26 protein-coding genes and 1 pseudogene are annotated in these 22,011 nt (G+C 37.8%); 21 read left to right on the forward strand and 6 right to left on the reverse strand.

Going from position 1 to position 22,011, the window contains the following annotated elements:
- Positions 1–101 precede the first annotated feature (101 nt).
- Together IW492_RS04905 and IW492_RS04910 are read left to right on the forward strand one after the other, a co-directional pair.
- Positions 102–272 (forward strand): annotated as a pseudogene (locus tag IW492_RS04905) (DUF4368 domain-containing protein); the annotation flags it as partial.
- A 188-nt stretch (positions 273–460) separates the two neighbouring features.
- Complete coding sequence (locus IW492_RS04910) at positions 461–1,282, forward strand: YwqG family protein (RefSeq protein WP_202066105.1); 822 nt, start codon at positions 461–463, stop codon at positions 1,280–1,282.
- A 153-nt stretch (positions 1,283–1,435) separates the two neighbouring features.
- Here the strand turns inward: IW492_RS04910 and IW492_RS04915 are convergent, their stop codons facing one another.
- The gene (locus IW492_RS04915) at positions 1,436–3,193 is read right to left on the reverse strand and encodes a sensor histidine kinase (RefSeq protein WP_202066107.1); all 1,758 of its coding nucleotides are present in this window, start codon (positions 3,191–3,193) and stop codon (positions 1,436–1,438) included.
- Entirely contained in the window at positions 3,190–3,903 is a 714-nt protein-coding gene (locus IW492_RS04920) for a response regulator transcription factor (RefSeq protein WP_202066109.1), read from the reverse strand. Before IW492_RS04920 ends, IW492_RS04915 begins: the two co-directional genes overlap by 4 nt.
- A gap of 601 nt (positions 3,904–4,504) precedes the next feature.
- On the opposite strand from IW492_RS04920, the gene IW492_RS04925 reads away from it, so the two are divergent.
- The 6 genes from IW492_RS04925 (at position 4,505) to IW492_RS04950 (ending at position 8,350) form a co-directional block, all read left to right on the forward strand.
- Positions 4,505–4,981, forward strand: coding sequence for a DUF523 domain-containing protein (locus IW492_RS04925; protein WP_202066111.1), 477 nt, complete (start codon positions 4,505–4,507; stop codon positions 4,979–4,981).
- A complete protein-coding gene (locus tag IW492_RS04930) occupies positions 4,974–5,618 on the forward strand; it encodes an NUDIX hydrolase (RefSeq protein ID WP_202066113.1) in 645 nt (214 codons plus the stop codon). Before IW492_RS04925 ends, IW492_RS04930 begins: the two co-directional genes overlap by 8 nt.
- A 50-nt stretch (positions 5,619–5,668) precedes the next feature.
- The gene (locus IW492_RS04935) at positions 5,669–6,007 is read left to right on the forward strand and encodes a putative DNA-binding protein (protein WP_202066115.1); all 339 of its coding nucleotides are present in this window, start codon (positions 5,669–5,671) and stop codon (positions 6,005–6,007) included.
- Between the two features lie 4 nt (positions 6,008–6,011).
- Complete coding sequence (ffh, locus tag IW492_RS04940) at positions 6,012–7,433, forward strand: signal recognition particle protein (protein WP_202066117.1); 1,422 nt, start codon at positions 6,012–6,014, stop codon at positions 7,431–7,433.
- 104 nt (positions 7,434–7,537) lie between these two features.
- The gene (locus IW492_RS04945; protein ID WP_202066119.1) at positions 7,538–8,113 is read left to right on the forward strand and encodes a DNA-3-methyladenine glycosylase I; all 576 of its coding nucleotides are present in this window, start codon (positions 7,538–7,540) and stop codon (positions 8,111–8,113) included.
- Positions 8,114–8,206: 93 nt separating this feature from the next.
- Complete coding sequence (locus tag IW492_RS04950; RefSeq protein WP_202066120.1) at positions 8,207–8,350, forward strand: hypothetical protein; 144 nt, start codon at positions 8,207–8,209, stop codon at positions 8,348–8,350.
- Between the two features lie 84 nt (positions 8,351–8,434).
- Here the strand turns inward: IW492_RS04950 and IW492_RS04955 are convergent, their stop codons facing one another.
- Positions 8,435–8,986, reverse strand: a complete 552-nt coding sequence (locus IW492_RS04955) for an NADPH-dependent FMN reductase (RefSeq protein ID WP_202066122.1) — start codon at positions 8,984–8,986, stop codon at positions 8,435–8,437.
- Positions 8,987–9,131: 145 nt separating this feature from the next.
- Between IW492_RS04955 and IW492_RS04960 the strand changes: the two genes are divergently transcribed.
- The 4 genes from IW492_RS04960 (at position 9,132) to IW492_RS04975 (ending at position 11,581) form a co-directional block, all read left to right on the forward strand.
- The gene (locus IW492_RS04960) at positions 9,132–9,941 is read left to right on the forward strand and encodes a GNAT family N-acetyltransferase (RefSeq protein ID WP_202066124.1); all 810 of its coding nucleotides are present in this window, start codon (positions 9,132–9,134) and stop codon (positions 9,939–9,941) included.
- Positions 9,942–10,419: 478 nt separating this feature from the next.
- The gene (rpsP, locus tag IW492_RS04965; protein ID WP_202066131.1) at positions 10,420–10,695 is read left to right on the forward strand and encodes a 30S ribosomal protein S16; all 276 of its coding nucleotides are present in this window, start codon (positions 10,420–10,422) and stop codon (positions 10,693–10,695) included.
- Positions 10,696–10,706: 11 nt separating this feature from the next.
- On the forward strand, positions 10,707–10,952 hold the full coding sequence (locus IW492_RS04970) for a KH domain-containing protein (RefSeq protein ID WP_202066133.1): 246 nt from the start codon (positions 10,707–10,709) through the stop codon (positions 10,950–10,952).
- Positions 10,953–11,032: 80 nt separating this feature from the next.
- Positions 11,033–11,581 (forward strand): TIGR01440 family protein, encoded by a 549-nt coding sequence (locus IW492_RS04975; protein ID WP_202066134.1) that lies wholly within the window; start codon positions 11,033–11,035, stop codon positions 11,579–11,581.
- 57 nt (positions 11,582–11,638) lie between these two features.
- Here IW492_RS04975 and IW492_RS04980 read toward each other — a convergent pair whose 3' ends face one another.
- Together IW492_RS04980 and IW492_RS04985 are read right to left on the reverse strand one after the other, a co-directional pair.
- Complete coding sequence (locus IW492_RS04980; protein ID WP_202066135.1) at positions 11,639–11,977, reverse strand: hypothetical protein; 339 nt, start codon at positions 11,975–11,977, stop codon at positions 11,639–11,641.
- Positions 11,943–13,283 carry a DUF1576 domain-containing protein gene (locus tag IW492_RS04985; RefSeq protein WP_236671783.1) on the reverse strand — a complete coding sequence of 447 codons (1,341 nt, stop codon included), beginning with the start codon at positions 13,281–13,283 and terminating at the stop codon, positions 11,943–11,945. The genes IW492_RS04980 and IW492_RS04985 overlap by 35 nt, the downstream gene beginning before the upstream one ends.
- A 197-nt stretch (positions 13,284–13,480) precedes the next feature.
- On the opposite strand from IW492_RS04985, the gene IW492_RS04990 reads away from it, so the two are divergent.
- Positions 13,481–14,029 carry a TetR/AcrR family transcriptional regulator gene (locus IW492_RS04990; RefSeq protein WP_202066136.1) on the forward strand — a complete coding sequence of 183 codons (549 nt, stop codon included), beginning with the start codon at positions 13,481–13,483 and terminating at the stop codon, positions 14,027–14,029.
- A gap of 188 nt (positions 14,030–14,217) precedes the next feature.
- On the opposite strand, the gene IW492_RS04995 is transcribed toward IW492_RS04990, so the two are convergent.
- Positions 14,218–14,961 (reverse strand): peptidylprolyl isomerase, encoded by a 744-nt coding sequence (locus IW492_RS04995; RefSeq protein ID WP_202066137.1) that lies wholly within the window; start codon positions 14,959–14,961, stop codon positions 14,218–14,220.
- 731 nt (positions 14,962–15,692) lie between these two features.
- Between IW492_RS04995 and IW492_RS05000 the strand changes: the two genes are divergently transcribed.
- From IW492_RS05000 to IW492_RS05035, 8 genes are all read left to right on the forward strand, one after another.
- Positions 15,693–16,787, forward strand: coding sequence for a DUF871 domain-containing protein (locus tag IW492_RS05000; protein ID WP_202066138.1), 1,095 nt, complete (start codon positions 15,693–15,695; stop codon positions 16,785–16,787).
- Positions 16,788–16,966: 179 nt separating this feature from the next.
- Positions 16,967–17,137, forward strand: coding sequence for a hypothetical protein (locus IW492_RS05005; RefSeq protein ID WP_202066139.1), 171 nt, complete (start codon positions 16,967–16,969; stop codon positions 17,135–17,137).
- 34 nt (positions 17,138–17,171) lie between these two features.
- A complete protein-coding gene (locus tag IW492_RS05010; RefSeq protein ID WP_202066140.1) occupies positions 17,172–18,095 on the forward strand; it encodes an alpha/beta hydrolase in 924 nt (307 codons plus the stop codon).
- A 247-nt stretch (positions 18,096–18,342) separates the two neighbouring features.
- Positions 18,343–19,236: a site-specific tyrosine recombinase XerD gene (gene xerD / locus IW492_RS05015; RefSeq protein WP_202066141.1), complete on the forward strand. Its 894-nt coding sequence runs from the start codon at positions 18,343–18,345 to the stop codon at positions 19,234–19,236.
- A gap of 18 nt (positions 19,237–19,254) precedes the next feature.
- On the forward strand, positions 19,255–19,620 hold the full coding sequence (locus IW492_RS05020) for an N-acetyltransferase (protein WP_202066143.1): 366 nt from the start codon (positions 19,255–19,257) through the stop codon (positions 19,618–19,620).
- Between the two features lie 23 nt (positions 19,621–19,643).
- Positions 19,644–20,426, forward strand: a complete 783-nt coding sequence (locus IW492_RS05025) for a segregation/condensation protein A (protein ID WP_202066144.1) — start codon at positions 19,644–19,646, stop codon at positions 20,424–20,426.
- Entirely contained in the window at positions 20,423–21,040 is a 618-nt protein-coding gene (gene scpB, locus IW492_RS05030) for an SMC-Scp complex subunit ScpB (protein WP_202066153.1), read from the forward strand. The genes IW492_RS05025 and scpB overlap by 4 nt, the downstream gene beginning before the upstream one ends.
- A gap of 1 nt (position 21,041) precedes the next feature.
- Entirely contained in the window at positions 21,042–21,758 is a 717-nt protein-coding gene (locus IW492_RS05035; protein WP_202066155.1) for a pseudouridine synthase, read from the forward strand.
- The last annotated feature ends 253 nt before the right edge of the window (positions 21,759–22,011 follow it).

Genomic DNA, 22,011 nt, shown 5'->3' on the forward strand with positions numbered 1-22,011 from the left:
CCTTATGAAGATGAGCCAGACTTACGAGAAAAAGAACAGAATCAATTAGCTAAACCATTTCAATAGTCAAAGAGAGCCTTTCTACGTAGGAAAATCAAAGCTTAGATGTTTCACGGTTTATGGATAGAGTAAAAAAATATACTCAACTGGAAGCTCTAAACGTGGAGAGTGTTAACGAGTTACTAGATAAGAATGTGATTCACAAGCCCGAAGGGACAAAGCGAAACCGCATCTTGACTATTGACATCTTTATCGGCAATCTGAAAGACTAAAAAGTAAGTAGCGTTACGGTTACTCACTTATCTGAATATTAACGATTGCTACGTGACTGGACAGCTAAAGCTGCTCTTTTTTGAGTACAGAGAGCCGGAAACGATATTCACAATCTGAACCCTTGATAAAGTCAGTGTTTACAGAGGTTTGTGAAAAAGTTACAATAGAGAGGAAGGGACGTGAAGATTTGGAAAATGAATTAAAGGATTTGTTGCCTGAGATTTGGTGGGAGCGTTATAAAGAAACGAAGCGTGAGTTTATTAAGCTGAAAATCAGTGATAGGGGGTCACTTGATCTGGCTGCAAGCAAGGCTGGCGGTGTGGGGTATTTACCAGTTGACCAGGACTATCCAAGAAACAGAGATACAGGGGTACCTTTGTTTTTGTTGGCTCAGATTAACTTTGAAGAGCTGCCTAAACTGGATGGATTTCCTCAAAAAGGAATTCTCAGCTTTTATGTGGATTACACAGATGATTTAATGGGTTTAGATTTCTCTGATCAAACAAATCAGATCGGTTTCAGAGTTTTGTATTTTGAAGACTGCTCAAAAGGTTCATATACAAGAGAACAGCAGCTTGCTATTTTGGTAGAAGCAGAAGAGGCAGGCGAACTCTATAAAGTGGTTAGTGGAGAATTCAAAATGGAAGGAACAAAAGAAAGTCAATATCAATGCGGAGATAATTTTGATTTTGAAAACAAATTTGGGAAAGATCTGTTTGACTGGCTGGCAGATGTGGCTGAAAATGAGGAACAGAAAGAAAAAATCTATAATAAATTGACTAAAGGAGCTTCCGGCAGTAAAATCGGCGGCTATTCATACTTTACACAACAAGATCCAAGAACAGATGATACACATGATGTGCTGTTGTTTCAATTGGATAGTGAATCAAAAAATGGGAGCTGGCCAATTATCTGGGGAGATGTTGGTATTGGCAATTTCTTTATCAATTATCAAGAATTAAAAGAGAAAAATTTTTCCAATGTCCTATACAACTGGGATTGCAGTTGAAGTTATCAGAAAATAAAAAATTATTTGTAAATAAACAAGCAGTTGAGGGAGAAGCATTTTTATGCGCTCCTTCTAACTGCTTTGTTTTTTTAGGTTCTATAATATTTTGTGTTGGTGGAAAATCTGCCAATATTTTTTAACATAGAACCTTTTTTATAGTGGAAGAGAGAGTGTAAAAAGTGAGCCAATGCCGGGATAGCTTTCAACGGTCACTGTACCGCCAAGAAGTTCACTATAATTTTGAACAATCGCCAATCCTAAACCTGTTCCGCCAGAATTACGGGTTCTCGCCTTATCAACTCGATAAAATCGCTCAAAAATCCGTTTTTGATCCTCTAAAGGTATGCCTAAACCAGTATCCTGTACAGAGAAATTCAGGTGCTGATCTATAGTATCAAAAGTCACTGTAATGTGTCCCTCTATAGTAGAATATTGAACTGCATTTTCAATCAAATTCTTAATGATAGGCTGGAACAGCTCATAAACAGTAGTGAAGGACAGCGTTCGATCCCCTACAATTTCAATTTGGATTTTTTTCTCTGCAATCGATTTTTGATAAGATTGAATGATTTCGTTTGTAAAAGGATAGAGATGAATCGCTTGCTTTTCATACGAATTTTTTGAATCTCTGGAGAGAAGAATAATTTCCTGAATCAGGCGCTCCAGACGATACGCATCTTTTTGAATTATTTCAAGAAACTGATTTAGCGTCTCCGGATCTTCTTTGGCACCATCCAGAAGCGTTTCAGTAAAACCGATTAGAGAAGTGACTGGTGTTTTCAGTTCGTGAGAAACATTTCCTACAAAATCCTTTTGAATTTTTTCCAGTCTGCGTACTTGAGATAAATCATAAGCCACACCAAAAATCTGATGGTTGTTAAAATCATTATCAAAATAGTGCAGTGACAAATCGACTATTCTTTCTTCATTACTGCCGGCTAAACTGATTTCCTGCTGAACATTTTTTTCTTCAGTAATTGCCTGATTAATTAAATGAATCATAGTAGGATCGTTAATCGTTTTTAAGTAACTTTCTTTTTCCGCTGGCTTTCCGGTAAACATTAGAAAGTCACGCATAACTGCATTGATCAATTCCAAGTTACCATTTTTATCAATGATAAAGACCCCGATCATTAACCCGTTCAGCAAACTATGCAGCTGTTCTTCTGTAGAAGTATATGCTCGATAGGTTTCGCTCATTTGATGGCTAAGTTCATTCGCAGTCTCATAAAGTTCATTCCACTCCGAAGATTCCTGAATAATAGATCTATTTTTTTCAGGATCTTTAATCATTCGTTTTAAAAAAGGGAGTACCGTTAATAATGGTTTGTTTTTCTGACGGATCATCAATAAAATAAAAATAGTGAGGATTAAAAACAGCAAACTAAAAATACTGATGAGAAAATTACGAAAGGTTCGAATGCTTCCTGAGAATTTACTTGCTTCTTCAGAAACTCGAATGATGCCAATTAATTTACCATCGGATTTTATTGGTAATGCAAGATAGAGCAGATCAACATTTAAGGTTGTACTGATACGATGAGATGAGCCAAAATCAGCACCTGCAATAACAGCTTTTATTTCCGGTCGTTGCGCTCTGGTCTCATCCAAGTTTTTATCCGTTGTGTCATAGAACAATTCCCCTTCGCTGTTTAGCAGGCTGATTCGTTCTTCATTGCTTTCTGTATACTCTTTCAGCAGATTACTTTCCTGTGCGGTCAGGCTTTCCTGCAAAAATACGTTGTCTGTAAGCTGTTTACTTAGAAATGTTGTTTTCTTTTGAAGATAGGATACTTGTTGAGACATTAATTCTCTTTTGAAAAAAGAGTTAATCGTAAAAATGCTGGCAAAAAACAGAATCAGCATCAATGAAACGGCCAGAAAATACTCCAAACGCTGTCTTTTATTCATTTTTTAGGCTCCTGAAAACGGTAGCCAAATCCTCGAACAGTCAATAAATACGCTGGACGCTTTGGATCTCTTTCAATCTTATCCCGCAGATGACTGATATGAACATCCACAATCCGACTTTGACCGGAAAAATCATACTGCCAAATTCGTTCAAGCAGGGTATCCCGATTGATGACGCGATCCTTTCTCTTCATAAAGTAAACAAGCAGTTCAAATTCTTTCGGTGTCAGTTCAATTTTTTGTCCTCGCACCACTACTTCATAGTTTTCTTCATCAACTTCAATTTCACCAACAACAAGCTGTGTTTTAGGGTTTTCTGAAGGCGTATCAGCTGAAGATATGGGTTTCTGTATTCTGCGGAAAATTGCTTTCATCCGCGCCAATACTTCCCGTGGGCTGAACGGCTTGGTCAGATAATCATCTGCTCCAATTTCCAGTCCAATAATTTTATCTACCTGATCATCTTTGGCTGTAAGAATTAGAATTGGGGTTTCGATCCGCTCTCTGCAAAGAGCTTTTGTAATCTCCAAACCATCCATCCCGGGAAGCATGACATCCAGTATAATAAAATCATAGACATTGGCCAAAGCCATTTCATAAGCTTTAGTTCCAGTTTCTGCTGTGGATACTTTATATCCGTCTTTTTCCAAAGTAAATTGCAATAAAGTTAAAATGGATGGTTCGTCATCTACAACTAATACGTGTTTCATGAATGTTCTCCTTTTAATTATTGAAGCAACCGCCTTTCCATACTCGACAGTCGGTTACTGTCATTTTGTTGGTCCGATAGCCCCATTCCTAAGCCGATGAATCGGCAAGGACTGCGGTTCTCCTTTTAATTATTGAAGCAACCGCCTTTCCATACTCGACAGTCGGTTACTGTCATTTTGTTGGTCCGATAGCCCCATTCCTAAGCCGATAAATCGGCAAGGACTGCGGTTCTCCTTTTAATTATTGAAGCAACCGTCTTTCCATACTCGACAGTCGGTTACTGTCATTTTGTTGGTCCGATAGCCCCATTCCTAAGCCGATGAATCGGCAAGGACTGCGGTTCTCCTTTTAGGATCGATTGATGATACCTGCATCAATCTCATTCAAAATAATCTTTCTGTCTTTCTTTATTCTATCATAGTTTTAATGGATCAGAATAGGATTATCTCTGTAGGAAACCTTAAGTTGATGGTATAATAGACTGAATAGAAAAAACAATGTTCATGAAAAATCAACTGGACTATTTTTCAGCAAATGGAAACTGTTCTTATGTTTTTGGTGACAGGAAAATAAAGGAAACATGAAAAGGAGAGAAGCGGCTTGATTGGAATCAGTGCCTGTTTGGGAGGAGTCTCCTGCAGATATGACGGAAATGCTAAACCAATCGTTGAGTTGAGAAAACTGATTGATAGTAAGAAGGCAGTGCTTGTCTGTCCAGAAGTGATGGGCGGCTTATCAACACCTCGAGAGCCCTCAGAAATCAGTACTGGAGACGGCCGAGATGTCTGGTCGGGAAATGCACGTGTGATTACAGCTTCCGGAATTGATATTACAGAAGCTTTTAAGCAGGGAGCAATAGAGGCCTATAAAAAGCTGAAGGAAAAAGGCGTAATCAGTATTCTTATGAAAGAAAACAGCCCATCTTGCGGCAAGCTGAGAATTTATGATGGCAGTTTTTCTGGTATAACCAAGAACGGGATAGGGGTTGCAGCGGCATATTTTGAACAGAAGGGAATCAAAGTTGTTCCGGAAAATGACTGGAAAAAATTTTTGGAGGAAGCAAATTTACATGGCTGAAAATGAACAATTGAAAATATTTAATCAAAAATATGAACAAATTGGAACAGCAAGTCGTGCTGAAGCACATGAAAAAGGATTGTGGCATGAAACGTTTCATTGCTGGTTCTATACGATGGATCAGGGAGATCTGATTATTTATTTTCAGCAGCGTTCCCTTCAAAAGAAAGATTTTCCCAATCAACTGGATATTACTGCTGCAGGACATTTGTTGTCAAATGAATCTGTTTTGGACGGATTTCGTGAGGTAGAAGAAGAGTTGGGTGTAAAATTAACACAGGATGAACCGGAAAAGCTTGGGGTATTTATTGTAGAAATTGATTTAGGTGATTTTGTTGATAATGAGTTTACCAATGTATTTGTCGTTAACAAAGCATTATCACCAGGCTCTTTTTATCTTCAGGAAGAAGAAGTGTCTGGACTATACCCGATAAGACTAAAACAATTCAAAGAAATCTTCTACGGGAAACGTACAGCTATCACAATAGATGGAATCTCTCAAAAAGAGGGAAGGCAATTTTCTGATCGAAAGACATTCGCAATAAAGGATTTCTGTGCGAATGCTCTGAGCTACTATGATCAGCTGATACTCTCGTTTGAAAAAATTCTTGAAAATCAAACGAAGACTCTTGACTAATCGAAGTGAAATCGGTAACCTAAAAGGGATTATGATGGAGGAAGAGAAGCATGGAAATCGAAAAGACGAACCGTATGAATGCCCTGTTTGAATTTTACTCCACTTTGCTGACAGAAAAGCAGATGAATTACATGGAACTGTATTATGCAGATGACTTTTCTCTGGGCGAAATTGCTGAAGAATATCAGGTCAGCCGACAGGCAGTATATGATAATATTAAACGTACCGAAAAGATTATTGAGGAATATGAAAGAAAGCTGCATTTATACTCTGATTATATCGTAAGAGGAGAAATACTCGATAAACTAAAAAGATACTCTGCAGAGACGTATCCCAAAGATGAAACACTAGTCACTTTGATCGAACAAATTCAGGAAATAGAGGAATGATACTATGGCTTTTGAAAGCTTAACAGAACGCCTGCAACAGGCGATGAGCAAACTGCGTCGTAAAGGAAAGGTTTCCGAAGCTGACGTAAAGGAAATGATGAGAGAAATCCGACTGGCTTTACTGGAAGCCGATGTCAATCTCCAAGTAGTAAAAGATTTTACAAAGCGTGTCAGAGAGCGTGCGGTTGGTGTCGAAGTGCTTGAAAGCTTGTCGCCAGCTCAACAGATCGTTAAGATAGTTGATGAAGAATTAACGGCAACTCTGGGCTCTGAAACGGTTGGATTAAATAAATCGCCTAAAATCCCAACAGTAATAATGATGGTGGGGCTGCAGGGGGCAGGTAAAACAACCTTTGCCGGAAAATTGGCAAATCAGCTGATTAAAAATGAAAATGCCCGCCCGCTGATGATTGCGGCCGATGTATATCGCCCTGCTGCGATTGATCAGTTGAAAGTTTTGGGACAGCAGCTGGATGTGCCGGTCTTTGATATGGGCACAGATACAAATCCTGTTGAGATTGTGAAACAGGGGATGGCGCTAGCTGCTGAGAAGAAAAATGATTATGTTCTAATAGATACAGCTGGACGACTCCATATTGATGAAGCTTTGATGGGCGAACTGCAACAGATTAAAGAAGTTGCCAAACCAAATGACATTCTTCTGGTTGTTGATGCAATGACTGGTCAGGATGCTGTTAATGTAGCCGACAGTTTCAATCAGCAGCTAGGTATCACCGGTGTGGTTATTACAAAACTTGACGGAGATACTCGAGGCGGTGCTGCATTATCTATTCGTGCAGTGACTGGTGCGCCGATTAAATTTATCGGTTCAGGCGAAAAGCTGACTGATTTGGAAATTTTCCATCCCGATAGAATGTCCAGCCGGATTTTGGGGATGGGTGATATGCTCACGCTGATTGAAAAAGCACAGCAGGACTATGATGAGAAAAAGGCTGAAGAGCTTGCTCAGAAAATGAAGGAAAACAGCTTTGATTTTAATGACTTTATTGAGCAGATGGATCAGGTTATGGGGATGGGACCTATTGAGGACCTGTTGAAAATGATTCCGGGAATGAGCGGGATGCCTGGGCTGGAAAATATACAGGTAGATCCTAAAGATATGGCACGCAAAAAAGCGATGGTCCAATCCATGACACCGGCAGAACGTGAAGATCCTGATTTGTTGAATCCGAGCAGACGCCGCCGAATCGCTGCGGGGTCTGGAAATTCAGTTGTTGAAGTCAATAAAATGATTAAACAGTTCAAGGAATCAAAAAAAATGATGCAGCAGATGTCCAACGGCAATATGAACATTCCGGGAATGGATCAAATGTTCGGCGGCGGTGTCAAAGGAAAACTTGGAAAAATGGCTATGAATCGTATGGTCAAGAAAAACAAGAAGAAAAAAAAGAAGAAGAAAAAATAAGCAAATTTAATAATAGAGGGGAAAGACAGCGATATAAAAAGTGGTCTTTCCTCTTTTTTAGAGAAAAGTGGGTTTGGTTATGGATTTTATATGGAGGAATTCAAATGGAAAAATGTGACTGGGCAAAAGTCAGTTCAACTATGGAGCTCTACCATGATCAGGTGTGGGGAGTGCCAATTTATGATGACCGTCTATTGTTTCGCAAACTGGTTCTTGACATCAATCAGGCAGGATTAAGCTGGCAGACAATACTGAATAAGTCAGATGCTTTTGATCTGGCTTTTGACTCATTTGATATCGACACGGTTGCAGAATATGATCAGAATAAAATAGAGGAGCTTTTGAAAAATAAAGAAATTATTCGTAATCGCAGAAAAATTGAAGCTGCAATTCACAATGCTCAGATAGTTAAAAAAATCCAGAAAGAGTTCGGCAGCTTTTCTGATTACCTGTGGAAGTTTGTTGATTATAAGCCTCTGGATACACAACAATATAAGAATGTACCGATTCCTGCAACCAGTGAATTATCAGATGCAGCGAGTCAGGATATGAAAAAACAGGGATTTAAGTTCATTGGAAGCACAATTATTTATGCTTATTTTCAGGCGGTTGGAATAATCAATGATCACGTTGTGGAATGTTATCGACATGATGAGTTGCAGTCTAAAAATAACAGCTGAAATGAAAGGTATCGTGACAGAATTCTTTCACTTAATTACTATTATCTTCCGAAAGCTACAGTTCAGGCAGCAATCGGCAGTATTCCATTAACTATGGGAATTCATAACGGAGAAATGATGTTGACAGTTGCGGTTCTCTCAATTCTTATTACCGCACCGATGGAAGCTGTCGGAATGGATGTATTTTATAAAAAAATGCTGGCTAAGGATTGGAATGAAAATGAATTTCCTTCTTAGGATATGATAATCATTTGTAAAATATGAAAAGAACTCTCCTTTATCTATCATCATGTAAACAACGGGTAAAGGAGAGAATAAATTTTAGCTGTTTGCTTCAGTAAATGAAATGAAGGCATCTACAATTACCTGAAGGAAACTCATCGTTCCTTCAACAAGCGTTCCATCATCAGTGATTAATTGAGTGATATTTCCTATATACGCTTCCGGCTGTTGCAATGTCGGAACATTAAGGAAGACAAGTGACTGTCTTAAATGATGATTTGCTCCAAAAGCACTCAGAGCACCGGGGGAAACGCTGACAACCAACCCAGGTTTTTTATCCCAGACATTTTGACCATAAGGACGCGAGCCGACATCCAAAGCATTTTTTAAAACTCCTGGAACAGAACGATTATATTCAGGTGTAAAGAAGGCCACCGCATCCAGCTGTTTCACCTGATTTCTAAAAGTTTTCCAAGCCTCTGTTGGTCTTTTTTCATCATCTAGATCCTGATTGTATATTTCTAAAGGCGCCAAATCGATAAATTCAGCTTCATAACCATCTGGCAGCAGACCAGCCAGTGCATTTGCGACCTTTCTAGTATAAGATCCTTTTCTTAAACTTCCTACAAAAAATCCGATTTTTTTTACCATACCTAATTCCTCCATTCTGAAAAAGATTCTATCTTCATACTAGGACTGATGCTATATTATTGCAAGCAAAAGGGCTTTACAAGGCGATTGTATTCTGAATTTCAGTCACGTATAATCGATATAACAGGTGAGGAGGGATTGCTGGTTGAAAAATGAAATTATCTGGAAGAGGAAACTGACGAAAGAAGAAAGACGCCAAGTGTCAGAATTGCTGAAGCAGGTTGAAAATATACAAAGTGTTTATCATAAGTTGGATCTTAATTTTTCAGAAGAAGAAAAATCCTATGCAACACATCTTCTTTATTGGGAAGGGGATCAACTGAAGGGGTATGTCTGGTGCACAAGCTTCGATGCATCATCACTTGAGGCAACAATGATTGTTCCAGATTCCAAGGTTGTACTTAGCGTTTTGCTAAAAGAGGTTAAGCTGTATTCAGAGAAGAATAACATTAAAGAAATTCTTTTTATTGCAGATTCCTCACATTTGTTTTTGACTAAATATCTGATTAATAATCAGTGTAAACTGCTTTTCTCGGAATATTATATGAAATTTCAAATGGATACTTTGGTTGACAGCTTGTCTGCAGCTGTTTCTCTGGTTCAACCAAAATCGGTGAATTTGCCTGATTTAGAGCTTTTGCTAGAAGGGGAACCTTTAGAAGAAGACCTTATCAATACATTGATTTATAAAGAAGAAGGGGAACTGTTGGCTTGCATTCGTTTGGAGGAAGCTTCTGGTTTGTGGGGAATTTACGGCTTTGTAGTAAATGCGAATTATCGAGGCAAAGGAATAGGCAGAAAAGTTCTGTCTGCTGTCCTTCATTCAATTAAGGAAAAAAATCCTGCTGGTATTTATTTAGAAGTTGAGACTAAAAATGTTCCTGCCTACCAATTGTATTTATCAGAGGGATTTCAGGTGAGAAATCAATATAATTATTATGTATTAAAGTATTAGTATGTTGACCGAATTAAAAATAAGTTATGTTTCTAATCCAATTCACAGAGCCTCTAGACGATTAACGGTTCAGCAGAACAGGCACTAGGTTATGTTCAGAGACTGGAGATCGAGTTGATTAAATAGTGCGGAGATTGAATGTCTGCACATTTATAAGAATGTCGGGACCCATATCATTCCACTAGCTGTTTCTGCAACAATGGGACAGGCAATTTGTAAGCCCTGATAATTTTCAGCCACGATCTGGAACAAAAAAGCTGAATACAGAATGTATTGGAATTTTGTATTGCAGCCTAATTCCTGTTCAGCCTGTATTCAGCTAAGGCAAAAAGATGCCCCTGCCAAGGTGAGTCCACTATACCATGGCAATGCCATGAAAAACAACAAAAATAAAGGTGTCAAGAAAAAACTCTTTACAGCTAATGGTAAATCTGTTAAACTAGCATTTGTGATTAAGTTAATGGAGGTGTAATAGAAAATGGCAGTTAAAATTCGTTTAAAACGCATGGGTTCTAAAAAGAGTCCTTTTTACCGTATTGTAGTAGCAGATTCACGTTCTCCTCGTGACGGACGTTTCATCGAAACTGTAGGAACTTACAATCCTTTAAAAGATCCTGCGGAAGTAGTTTTAAAAGAAGATTTAGTGTTGGATTGGTTGTCTAAAGGTGCTCAACCTTCAGATACTGTTCGTAACATCCTTTCAAAAGAAGGCGTGATGAAAAAACATCATGAAGCTAAACTTGAAAAGAAATAAGGTGACTAAAAATGACTGATGTGAAAGAGTTAGTATTAACGATTGTTCGTCCGTTAGTAAGTCATCCAGAAGCTGTTTCTTTGGAAATCAAAGAGTCAGATAATTTTTTTGAATATAATTTGACTGTGTCACAAGAAGATATTGGGCGAGTAATTGGTAAACAGGGACGCGTTGCTAAAGCGATTCGTACAATTGTTTACAGCGTTCGTACAGATGGACCAAAGAAAGTTCGTTTAAATATTTTAGATGGACAGTAATTTTATGCCAGTAAAACATCCGTTGTTTTACTGGTTTTTTCTATTTTGCTGAAGGATAATAAGTACAAGGAGGCATTGTTATGGAAAAAGAGCTTTATACTTATCAGAGGCAACTGGAAACCGGGATGAACGAATATTTTGCCCAGTATCCGATGGAAGAAGGAAAGATATTTGTTTTAGGCTGTAGTACGAGCGAAATACTTGGTGAACGAATCGGCAAACATTCCACATTGGCAGTGGGTCAAGTTGTTGTTGAAACACTAAAATCAATATTAACAGAACGAGGACTCAACCTTGCAGTTCAAGGGTGTGAACATATCAATCGTGCACTGGTTGTTGAAAAAGCAGTTGCTGAAAAATTTGATTTTGAAATAGTAACAGTAATTCCTTCCCTTCAGGCAGGCGGTGCTGCAACAGCAGCGGCGTATCATTCTTTTGAAAAGCCTGTAATAGTCGAAAAGGTTGTCAGCAATGGCGGAATTGATATTGGTGATACATTTATCGGCATGCACGTAAAGCATGTGCAGATTCCAGTTCGTACCTCTGTTAAAGAAATCGGTAAAGCGCATACCACTTATCTGGCTTCCCGACCTAAGCTTATCGGTGGTCCGCGTGCTGTTTACAACTAAAAAAGATAAAAAAGAAAACATTCAGTTTTTCACAAAAATTCATCTGAATATTTTCTTTTATCTTTTTCGAAATACTTTAATATCAAAAATAGAAGAATCAAAAGTAATCTCTGCCTCATCGATCATCAGTCCCAACAAGCGGTAATCTTTTTCTTCATGATGAGAGATTCCCAGCAGCTCATCATAATAGGATTCAATGCTTGTATCTCTTGGTGTATTTAAGAGCTCAAGCAAGTCCATGACTCCATCCGGCTCTTCATCAATTTTACCTTGCATTTCAATATAGAAGCCCTCCTCAGTAAAATCCAATCCAATCCGAATATCCTCAATATTATTAGAAAAGAAATAAGTGAGCAGTTCATCAATAATTCTTTTTGCTTTTTCTCTTTCCTGCATTCATTTTCTCCTTTTTAATCTGTAAAATATTATCAAGCAGAGGCACCATCACTGCTGCCACAAAGCCTGTTGAAAAGCCATTGTTATAGAGATTTAATCCCCCGTGAAGAAAGTTCACATTCGTGACGAGAGACAAATGTAGGTAGCCTGCAATTAAGCCATAGATGGGACCATAGTAACCGGCAATAGGTGCCAGGCTGGTACCGAAGATGCCAGCCATGACAACCACCGTCTGATCTATTTGGAATGCTGGAGTGAACTGAGCAGTCAGGAAAACGCCAACAAGTAATGGTAAACTGTTTAACGGATGATTACCGAATGCACTAAATCCGACAGCAGATAGAATAGCTCCTATAATCGGTCCATTCATTGTTCCATGACAAATCACAGTAAAACCGGTAAGAAGAAATCCCATTAAAGCCATATTCATCAACGTAGGCCCAACCGTTGCAATGGTGATGAAATCTGTAATTAATTTACCCGAGGTTTGGCTGATTGTTTTCAACCCCTTGATGGAACAATGATTCAAGAGGAAACCGGAACAAAACATTAAACTGAATAATACGAGTGAAAATAAGAGCAGTTCATCATGAAATGAAGTTGAAACCAGATTTTTAACATCTACTTGTCTATCAAATATTTTCAGTGTACTAGTAAACAGCATAGCAATCAAGCCCGAAGTGAAACCGACATTGTAAAGAGAGAAACCTTGGTGGAAATTTAGTACGTGAGAAGCTAGAGGTGGTAAAATAATACCAAGAAAGATTCCGATTATATAACTCAAAGGAATAGAAAGGATTAGGGGTAAAGATAATCCAAATGTGATATAGCTGATAATCGGAGAAAGGGCACTTCCAAATAAACTGACAACAATCACTGAAGAAAAAGGCTTCTTGACAATTTTGCTGTAAATATATCCTCCAATAATAATTGGAATCGAGTTGTAAAGATTTTTACCAAAGAAAGAACAGCCAGAAACTGTAAAGAGAGCGGCTATAAGCGGTCCTGTGATCGGTATGTTGTTTCGCCTGGTTAATAAAACACTGACCAGGGTTAAAATACCGCTATTTAAAAATGCACTGTTGATTGATCCCAATGCAATGTAATCTGTCAATAAATGACTAGGTGATGTAAGTATATTTAATGTCCCGTCAAATAATAGCGGCAGGGAACCGCTGAAAAGACCGATAAAAATTAGAAAGAATGAATAGGAGAGCATAAAAAAATAAGATTGTTTCGTATTTTTTTTCTGAAATTTTGATTTCTCTGTATGTAGTAATGTAAATCTGTCAGTTTTTTTGATCAAAAAATCCCCCCTTAAACCAATATCTATAGTTAATATACCTATAAAGAGCAGTAATAGTCAATATAGAACGAACAAATTATCAGCATTTTCCATATTTTTGGTAATTATTGAGAAAAAAAATATAAAGAACAGTGTAAAATGAGGATGAGGGTAGTGGAGAGAAGTGTTTTTAGGGTTAAAAATAGAAAGGAGACAGTATGGTAAGAAAAAAAGTCTATACAAAAGATCAGATTTTAAATGCTTCCTATAACATTATTTTAAAGGAAGGGTTTTCAGGAATTACTGCCAGAAATGTCGCTGAAAAAATGGGAATCTCAACACAGCCGATCTATCTAGAATTTACAAATATGGAAGATTTGAAAATTACTTTGCTGACAATGATTCATGGACAATTGGAAAAACAGTATTTTTATAATAAAACAAAAGGAGACCCTGTAATCGATCTTGGGATAAATATCATTGAATTTGCCAAGAAGGATCGTCGACTTTTTATGTATTTATACATTGATCATCACGGATACGGCAAGATGCTGAAGGAATTGTCTTATCAGCACTTTGAGAAACAAATTCAGACATCCCTAAAATATCAGAAGTTGGCGGAAGAATTAATAAAGCAGATTCATGAAAAAATATGGATAACAGCTGCTGGAATTGCTACTTTGTACACTACGAATACAGCTGGGATAACAGAGAATGAAGTATGCCAATTGCTTGAGGAATCTATTCAAAAGTATTTGTCAGCATGATTTCATTATGGCAAGCGTATTCTCAAATAAATAACTGTATGAATACTGAAAGACTGAGACAAACATTCGTTAGCAAAGAACGCTGCCGGGATGTTTGTCTCAGCCTTTCTTTTTACTACAAAAAAAGCATCTGGGAAGAATTCACCCAAACAGTGAATTCCCCGATGCGTCCAACTAATCAATTTTTTTTATTTTGCTTCCTGCAAAATATTGATTTTTTCAATTGTTACTTCGTTTTTAGGCTTATCATTGCTGTCAGTTTCGCTGGCAGCGATTTTATCAACGACATCCATCCCTTTGATTACTTGACCAAAGACGGTGTGTGCACCATCCAAATGAGGTGTACCACCATTTTTGTATGCTTCAATAATTTTGTCAGGCTTGTCTGTTCTTAAAAGCCCGTCAGACATATCATCTGAGTTTTGTACGATAAAGAATTGGCTGCCGTTTGTTCCAGGTCCGGCATTCGCCATTGAAAGAGCCCCTCTTAAATTGTACAGTTGATTGCTGATTTCATCCTCGAAAGGTTCTCCCCAAATACTTTCGCCGCCTGTTCCGTCTCCGTTAGGATCGCCGCCTTGAATCATAAAGTTTTCGATCACACGGTGAAAGATAAGTCCGTCATAGTAGCCGTCTTTAGCATGTGTGATGAAATTTTCAACTGTTTTTGGTGCAATTTCAGGAAACAGTTTAATTTCAATGGAACCTTCTGAAGTCACCATTTCAATCAGGGCTTCGTTGTCTGCAACTTCTTCTGAAAGCTGAGGAAGATCCAACGCATTTAAATCTATTGATTCAGATGAACTTTCAGTTGTAGTGCTTGAATTACTGTCAGCTGAACTTGAACTGTCATTACCATTGCCGCAGGCAGCTAAAAGCAGAACTGAAGCAGCAATTGAAACTGTTGCTGTAAAAAGTTTATTGATCTTCATGTGTAAAATACATCCCCTTTAATATAGTCATCCTAAATATAATAACAAAACATCTACCTGACTACCAGACTATTTTAAAAAAACAGAACAAAATCATAAAAAATTTCATTTATAGTTTAAACTCATCCATTATTCAGATAATTGCTTGCTGAATGTATTTCCCTTCAAAATCATAGATAGTTGATAAGTGTAATCGAAGCAGCTATCTTAGGTAACTGATAGAGAGAAGCTAAGGCTTTCCAACCTTATAAGAAGAACTATATAGGTCTGAAGAACTCTTGAAAAAAAGAGATCACTCTTTTCAAGGGGCTTTCGGTTGGCGTACGTGCTTCATTTCTGCAGACTCCAGATTTTATTCCGTCTTAATAAAGTATTCATAATATTGATTGGTGGTTTCAGACTGTGAATGCCCTCCAACAAAAGCATGAAGAAATATTTTTCAGAAACTGCAGAAAGTTTTCTAAAATACATGATTATTGATCAGAAAATTTACAATTGATACGTAGTAACTATGTATTTTTTTGACTCACTATTTGCTATCAAAAAAGGGAATGGGAAATAACAGAGAAATTTGGGATTCAGAAAATAAATAGTATGATTTTCACTAGTGTCTTCTTCATACTTTTGTCCTGGAGAATAACAGGAAAGGTGTAGACCATTTTTTTAGCTTCTGTTATAATCAACAGTGACAATCAATGTCAATAAAGAAGAAAACTTAGGAGGCAGCAACAATGGGAAAATTAGGGCTTTCGATTTATCCAGAACGCTCAACTTTTGAAAAGGACAAAGAATATTTGGAACTCGCTCACAAATACGGGTTTAAACGTGTGTTTACCAGTTTGCTTCAAATTAAAGACGATAAAGAAAAAGTTCTCGCTGAGTTTAAAAAAGTAGTTGATTATGCCAACAGTTTGGGTATGGAAGTAATGGTTGATATTAATCCTGAACTATTTGCACAATTGAATATTTCCTATGATGACCTGTCATTTTTCCACGAAATGGGTGCATACGGTGTACGTTTAGATATTGGATTTACAGGCAGTGAAGAAGCAAAAATGACCAGAAATCCATATGGTATCAAAATTGAGATCAATATGAGTACAGGAACCAGTTATGTTGACAATATTATGAATTACTCACCAAATACAGCAAATTTGATGGGCTCTCACAATTTCTATCCTCATCGCTACTCAGGTCTTAGCTATGATCATTTTGTATATTGCTCAGAACAGTTCAGAAAATATAACATTAATACAATGGCTTTTGTCAATTCACATGATGCCACTTTTGGTCCATGGCCTACTTCAGATGGACTGTGTTCACTGGAAGAGCACCGCGATCTGGAAATTGCCACTCAAGTAAAACATTTAATTTTAACTGGCTTGATTGATGATATTTCAATTGGAAATGCCTATGCATCAGAAGCGGAGTTAAAAGCAATGTCAGAAGCTTTCAATGCTGATTTTCCGACATTAAAAGTTGATGCGGCATCAGATATTACTGAAAATGAACGAATTTGTCTGTTTGACAATTTGCACAGCTACCGGGGAGATCGTTCTGAGTATATCCTGCGTTCAACAAGGACACGTATATATTACAAGGACAAAGAATTTCCTGCACATAACACAAAAGACATGATCAGAGGAGATATTCTGATAGATAATGAGGGGTATGGGCAATACAAGGGTGAAACACAGATTGCTTTAAAAGAAATGAAGAATGACGGACGAGTTAACGTTGTTGGAAGGATATCAGAAGATGAGCTTTTCCTTCTAAACTTCTTACGTCCTTGGTCAAGCTTTAAACTAATTGAAAATAAAGAATAGAACATTTAAAGTTTTATGGAAGAAAATGAGCTTTCTATTACTGGAGTGGAACAAAGGTGAACTAAAACCTTGTTCTGCTCTTTTCATTTTTAACTATACTTTTTCAAATTTCCTGTAAAGTAAAAAAGCATTTTTTTCCATCTAATGATAAAATAAAGGAGGCACGGAGGGAAATAACATTGAGAGAAGAACTCGGAATGTTATTCTCAAAACTTCAAGGAATTGCTCAAACAGGAAAGATATTTGAAGAAACAGAGCAACCGGAACTCTCAGGAGAACGCAATGCAGCAGAAGATATTGGGATGCTATTTAAAGAGCCTTTTACTAAAAAAAAGATCAGTCTTCTGTAATTAAAAATGAAATGGAAAATTGGAGATTAGAATTATGTGGAAAAAGCTGATTATCATTACTATTATTATGGGGATAATTGCTTTGGCGGGAGCTGGATTTTATTTTTATCAGTATGCTGTTGTTCCTTCAAAAAAGAATTTTATTAAGGATGATACCCCTGGAACAGATGAAATTGGCTCTCCCGAAAAAACATGGTTTAAGGAAGAGGCAAACAGAGAATATTGGAATATAACATCCAATGACGGTCTGAAACTTCAGGCAATCTATTTACCTGCGAAAGAAAAGACGACAAAAAATGCCATTCTGGCTCACGGCTATATGGGAAATGCAGAAACGATGGGTAAATTTGCTAAAATGTATTATGATTGGGGCTATAATGTTCTTGTTCCTGATGCACGCGGACATGGGAAAAGCGAAGGGCATTACATTGGCTTTGGATGGCCTGAAAGAAAAGATTATCTTCAATGGATTGATAAAGTGATTGCAGCAAACGGAGCAGACAGTCAGCTGGCTCTTTATGGAATCAGTATGGGCGGAGCGACAGTCATGATGACCAGTGGAGAAAAGCTTCCTAAGAATGTGAAGGCTATTGTGGAGGATTGCGGCTATACTTCAGCGAAAGATGAGCTCACGTATCAGTTAAAAGAAATGTACAATTTACCGGGCTTCCCTCTAATTGAAGTAACCAGCGGCATCACTAAAATCAGAGCAGGCTACTTTTTGGGAGAAGCCAGTTCAGTGAAGCAGCTGAAAAAGAATAAAACACCCATAATGTTTATCCATGGAACAAAAGATGATTTTGTTCCTTATTCCATGCTTGATCAGGTTTATGATGCGACAGATGCACCGAAGGAAAAATATGTTGTTGAAGGCGCCAAGCATGCGACTGCTATGTCGACAGATTCGGAAACGTATAAAAGGCGGGTTTCAAACTTTCTGGAACAGTATATTGATTGAAAATGAGTCATTTTGCTTAAACCGATCTTAAGCCGATAAAGAAATGGATATTTTAGCAGCTTTTTAGCAATAAGCGACAGAATAATTTGAGCAGCAGAATTAGTGTAATCACTTTTCTGATTCTGTTGTGTTTATTTTGATATTTTCACCAAGGCTTTGCAGATGCAGGAGAAAATCAATGGAATTAACTATACTTTGTCTCGGTGAATTGTTATGATAGTACAGTGAAATGAGGTAAAATAACCTAATGGAAGAAACAATCAATACGTATTTGCACTACCTACAGATAGAACGAGGGCTATCTCTGAATACTCGAAAAAGTTATGAACGGGATTTGGAAAAGTATTTTACTTTTTTAAAAGAAAAGGCAGCAATCCCTTCTTGGGAGGCGGTTGACCGTTACACTGTTTTGGATTTTCTTCAGGAACTTCACAATGATAAAAATTCTCCTGCCTCGGTTATTCGTATGATATCAACACTGAGAGGTTTTCATCAGTTTTTGCGTCAGGAAAGAGTCACAGACCATGATCCCATGCAGCATATCGATTCGCCTAAAAAAGCACAGAAACTTCCTGATACTCTTTCGGTGGAAGAAGTCACTCAACTTATTGAAACACCGGATGTTTCTAAGCCGCTGGGGATTCGAAATCGGGCAATACTAGAAGTTATGTATGCCACAGGACTGCGCGTTACTGAATTAATTGAACTGAAGCTGGCAGATCTTCATTTGGCGATCGGATTGCTTCAAACGATCGGGAAGGGCGACAAGGAACGAATCATCCCATTGGGAGATCATGCCATTTACTGGATTGAAAAGTATTTGGAAGAAGGCAGGCCGAATCTGATTAAGTCTCCTTCGAATGTACCGCAGCTGTTTGTCAATCACCATGGAAAATCATTGTCGAGACAGGGGATTTGGAAAAATCTTAAACAAATTGTTCAGGAAGCCGGAATTAAAAAAAATATCACCCCGCATACATTGAGGCACAGCTTTGCCACTCATTTGTTGGAAAATGGTGCAGATTTAAGAATTGTTCAAGAGCTGTTGGGACATGCAGATATTTCAACGACACAAATTTATACGCACATCACCAAGAAAAGAATGGCTGATGTCTATAAAAAACACTTTCCAAGAGCCTAAAGAGGAGGCGAAACACCTATGTTGATCCCTTATCGAAAGGAACATCAAAAGATTGCAGCAGGGCTGCTGAGTTTTCATGATAAAATGGAAAAGTATCATTCGCTGCTGAATGAAATAGAAATTTATGAGCAAAGCAATAATCTGAGTTTGCTGCTGTGGATTCCTACTCAGGAGAAAAATATTCAGGGGCTTCTGGGAATCGAACAGGAGTCTGCAAGAATGCTGGTGCTTCATGATATAAGTATAAATCCGTCTTTACGTGGAGAAGGGGCAGGGTTTCTTTTATTAAATGAGCTTCAGGAAAATTACAGCGATTGTATGATTAGCGGAACGAATGCCACTGTGGCATACCTGGATAAATGGAAGCAGAAACAAGGGAATTGATAAAGTAGAAAGTTGGATATATTTTGCAGGAAATCAATATAAAATTAGATATCTTTGAAGGCCCGCTGGATTTATTGCTTCACTTAATCAAAAAGCTGGAGATCGATATCTATGATATCCCAATTACTGCTGTAACAGAACAGTATATGGGCTATATACATGCCATGCAGTCGCTGGAGCTGGAAATTGCCGGAGAATATCTTGTTATGGCTGCTACATTGATGGCGATTAAAAGTAAAATGCTGCTGCCGAAACAAGAACTGGAAGTCACTGATGAAGAAGAACTCGAAGGAGAAGATCCGAGAGAAGCTCTGGTTACTCAGCTTCTTGAATACCGAAAATTTAAGTATGCTGCCGGATTACTTCATGAAAAAGAAGCGGAACGCAGCTTGTACTATACAAAGGAACCGATGGATATTGAAGAATACAGGGAAGTACAGCCATTGCTTAAACCGAATCAACTAAATACCATTGATTTATTTTTGGCTTTTCATTCCATGCTTGAAAAAAGGAAAAAACGTCAGCCGGTTCAGACAACTGTGACAGGCGAGGATGTTTCGATTGAGATGAAACTTGCGGAGCTGACAGAAAAGATCGGGTCGCTGCATTCAAATGAGCCGGTCGAGCTGGATTCTTTTTTTGAAAGCTATTCTAAACAGGAAATTGTAACAACGTTTATGGCTTTACTCGAGTTGATGAAAAAACATCTGGTCCGCGTTGAACAGGAGTCAAATTATGGTTCGATTTTTCTGTATAATGCTCAGAGCAACAATGAAACAACAAATGATTTGGAGGAAACAACGTGACAATGATGAGTCAAGTCGAAGCAGTTCTTTTTGTAGTGGGGGATGAGGGGATCAGCTTGGAAGAGCTGGCATATCTATTAAATCTACCTACTGCAAAAACATTTGAAATTGTATCTGAATTGATGAAAAGATATGAACAGGATGAGTGTTCGGCATTAAATATATTAGAAGTGGGGAATCAGTTTGTTCTTTCTACAAAGAAAAAATATGCTCCTTTGCTGAAAAAATATGCTCAGTCGCCAATCGCCAATAATCTTTCCCAGGCAGCGTTGGAGACACTGTCAATCATTGCTTATAAGCAGCCTATTTCAAGAGTTGAAGTGGACGAAATTCGTGGAGTGCAGTCTGCCGGCTCTATTCAAAAGCTGGCTGCTAAACAGTTAATAGTGGAAAAAGGTCGGGTTGATGGGCCTGGTCGGGCAATATTATATGGTACGACTGATTATTTTATGGATTATTTTGGATTGAAAACTTTGGATGAACTTCCAGATATTCAGGATATGGAAGAGGAAATTAACGAAGAGCTGCCTTTGGATCTCTTTTTTGATCGATACAAGAATGAACTTGCTGAAACAGAGATGCTAGAAGAGCCGGAGAGTGAGGAGAAAGAATAACATGGAAAGACTGCAAAAAGTAATTGCTCATGCCGGGATTGCTTCACGCCGAAAAGCAGAAGAATATATTGAGCGGGGAAGAGTAAAGGTCAACGGAAAAATTGTTAAAGAGCTGGGAACAAAAGTCAGCAGAAATGATCTGATTGAGGTAGACGATGTGCCGATTTATCAGGAAGAAAATGTTTATTATCTTTTTTATAAACCAAAAGGGGTTATTTCCTCTGTATCTGATGATAAGGGCAGAAAAGTTGTTACGGATTTTTTCCCAAGTGTTAAAGAGCGAATTTATCCTGTTGGTCGTTTAGATTATGATACATCAGGGATCATTCTTTTAACAAATGACGGAGAATTTTCGCAAAAGCTGATTCATCCAAGCCACGAAGTAAACAAGGTGTATGTGGCTAAGGTAAAAGGACTTCCTAAAAAACATGACTTGCAGCCTTTGAAAAAAGGTGTTCGCGTTAAAGGTTACAGAACGGCTCCGGCAGATTTTCAAATTCTGTCAGTGGACTTGAAAACAAACACCGGTATTGTTGAACTGACGATCCATGAAGGGAAAAATCATCAGGTCAAAGACATGTTTCAGGCTGTAGGTTATCCGGTGCAAAAATTAAAAAGAGAAAAATTTGGAAATCTGACATTACAGGGACTTAGACCTGGGGAATATCGCAGTTTGAATAAAAAAGAAATCAGCAGTCTGCTTAATGAGGCAAAATAGCAGCACAATGAATAATTAATCTGTGCTCGAATTTTGCCAGCCTGTTTCCTATTCACTTTTATTGATAGCAGATAGTTAGTAAAAAAATAGATGGTTATTATGTATCAATTGCAAATTTTATGATCAAGGCCCCTGTACTTTCTATCGCTTCATAAAATAGTTTTTCATGCTTTTGTCGTGATTGTGAGATGCTAAACTATTGCTTTTTTGCAGAAGTGATGTATAATTGGGATGTATTAAAAATTAAATAAAG

The organism is Enterococcus sp. BWB1-3 (assembly GCF_016745275.1).
Lineage (GTDB): Bacteria > Bacillota > Bacilli > Lactobacillales > Enterococcaceae > Enterococcus_L.

Excerpts from the sequence above, each read along its gene's own strand:
- IW492_RS04915 (WP_202066107.1), bottom strand. The coding sequence starts at position 3,193 with ATGAATAAAAGACAGCGTTTGGAGTATTTTCTGGCCGTTTCATTGATG.
- IW492_RS04920 (WP_202066109.1), bottom strand. The coding sequence starts at position 3,903 with ATGAAACACGTATTAGTTGTAGATGACGAACCATCCATTTTAACTTTA.
- IW492_RS04930 (WP_202066113.1), top strand. The coding sequence starts at position 4,974 with ATGGCTGAAAATGAACAATTGAAAATATTTAATCAAAAATATGAACAA.
- IW492_RS04935 (WP_202066115.1), top strand. The coding sequence starts at position 5,669 with ATGGAAATCGAAAAGACGAACCGTATGAATGCCCTGTTTGAATTTTAC.
- ffh (WP_202066117.1), top strand. The coding sequence starts at position 6,012 with ATGGCTTTTGAAAGCTTAACAGAACGCCTGCAACAGGCGATGAGCAAA.
- IW492_RS04945 (WP_202066119.1), top strand. The coding sequence starts at position 7,538 with ATGGAAAAATGTGACTGGGCAAAAGTCAGTTCAACTATGGAGCTCTAC.
- IW492_RS04950 (WP_202066120.1), top strand. The coding sequence starts at position 8,207 with ATGGGAATTCATAACGGAGAAATGATGTTGACAGTTGCGGTTCTCTCA.
- IW492_RS04955 (WP_202066122.1), bottom strand. The coding sequence starts at position 8,986 with ATGGTAAAAAAAATCGGATTTTTTGTAGGAAGTTTAAGAAAAGGATCT.
- rpsP (WP_202066131.1), top strand. The coding sequence starts at position 10,420 with ATGGCAGTTAAAATTCGTTTAAAACGCATGGGTTCTAAAAAGAGTCCT.
- IW492_RS04970 (WP_202066133.1), top strand. The coding sequence starts at position 10,707 with ATGACTGATGTGAAAGAGTTAGTATTAACGATTGTTCGTCCGTTAGTA.
- IW492_RS04975 (WP_202066134.1), top strand. The coding sequence starts at position 11,033 with ATGGAAAAAGAGCTTTATACTTATCAGAGGCAACTGGAAACCGGGATG.
- IW492_RS04980 (WP_202066135.1), bottom strand. The coding sequence starts at position 11,977 with ATGCAGGAAAGAGAAAAAGCAAAAAGAATTATTGATGAACTGCTCACT.
- IW492_RS04990 (WP_202066136.1), top strand. The coding sequence starts at position 13,481 with ATGGTAAGAAAAAAAGTCTATACAAAAGATCAGATTTTAAATGCTTCC.
- IW492_RS04995 (WP_202066137.1), bottom strand. The coding sequence starts at position 14,961 with ATGAAGATCAATAAACTTTTTACAGCAACAGTTTCAATTGCTGCTTCA.
- IW492_RS05000 (WP_202066138.1), top strand. The coding sequence starts at position 15,693 with ATGGGAAAATTAGGGCTTTCGATTTATCCAGAACGCTCAACTTTTGAA.
- IW492_RS05010 (WP_202066140.1), top strand. The coding sequence starts at position 17,172 with ATGTGGAAAAAGCTGATTATCATTACTATTATTATGGGGATAATTGCT.
- xerD (WP_202066141.1), top strand. The coding sequence starts at position 18,343 with ATGGAAGAAACAATCAATACGTATTTGCACTACCTACAGATAGAACGA.
- IW492_RS05020 (WP_202066143.1), top strand. The coding sequence starts at position 19,255 with ATGTTGATCCCTTATCGAAAGGAACATCAAAAGATTGCAGCAGGGCTG.
- IW492_RS05035 (WP_202066155.1), top strand. The coding sequence starts at position 21,042 with ATGGAAAGACTGCAAAAAGTAATTGCTCATGCCGGGATTGCTTCACGC.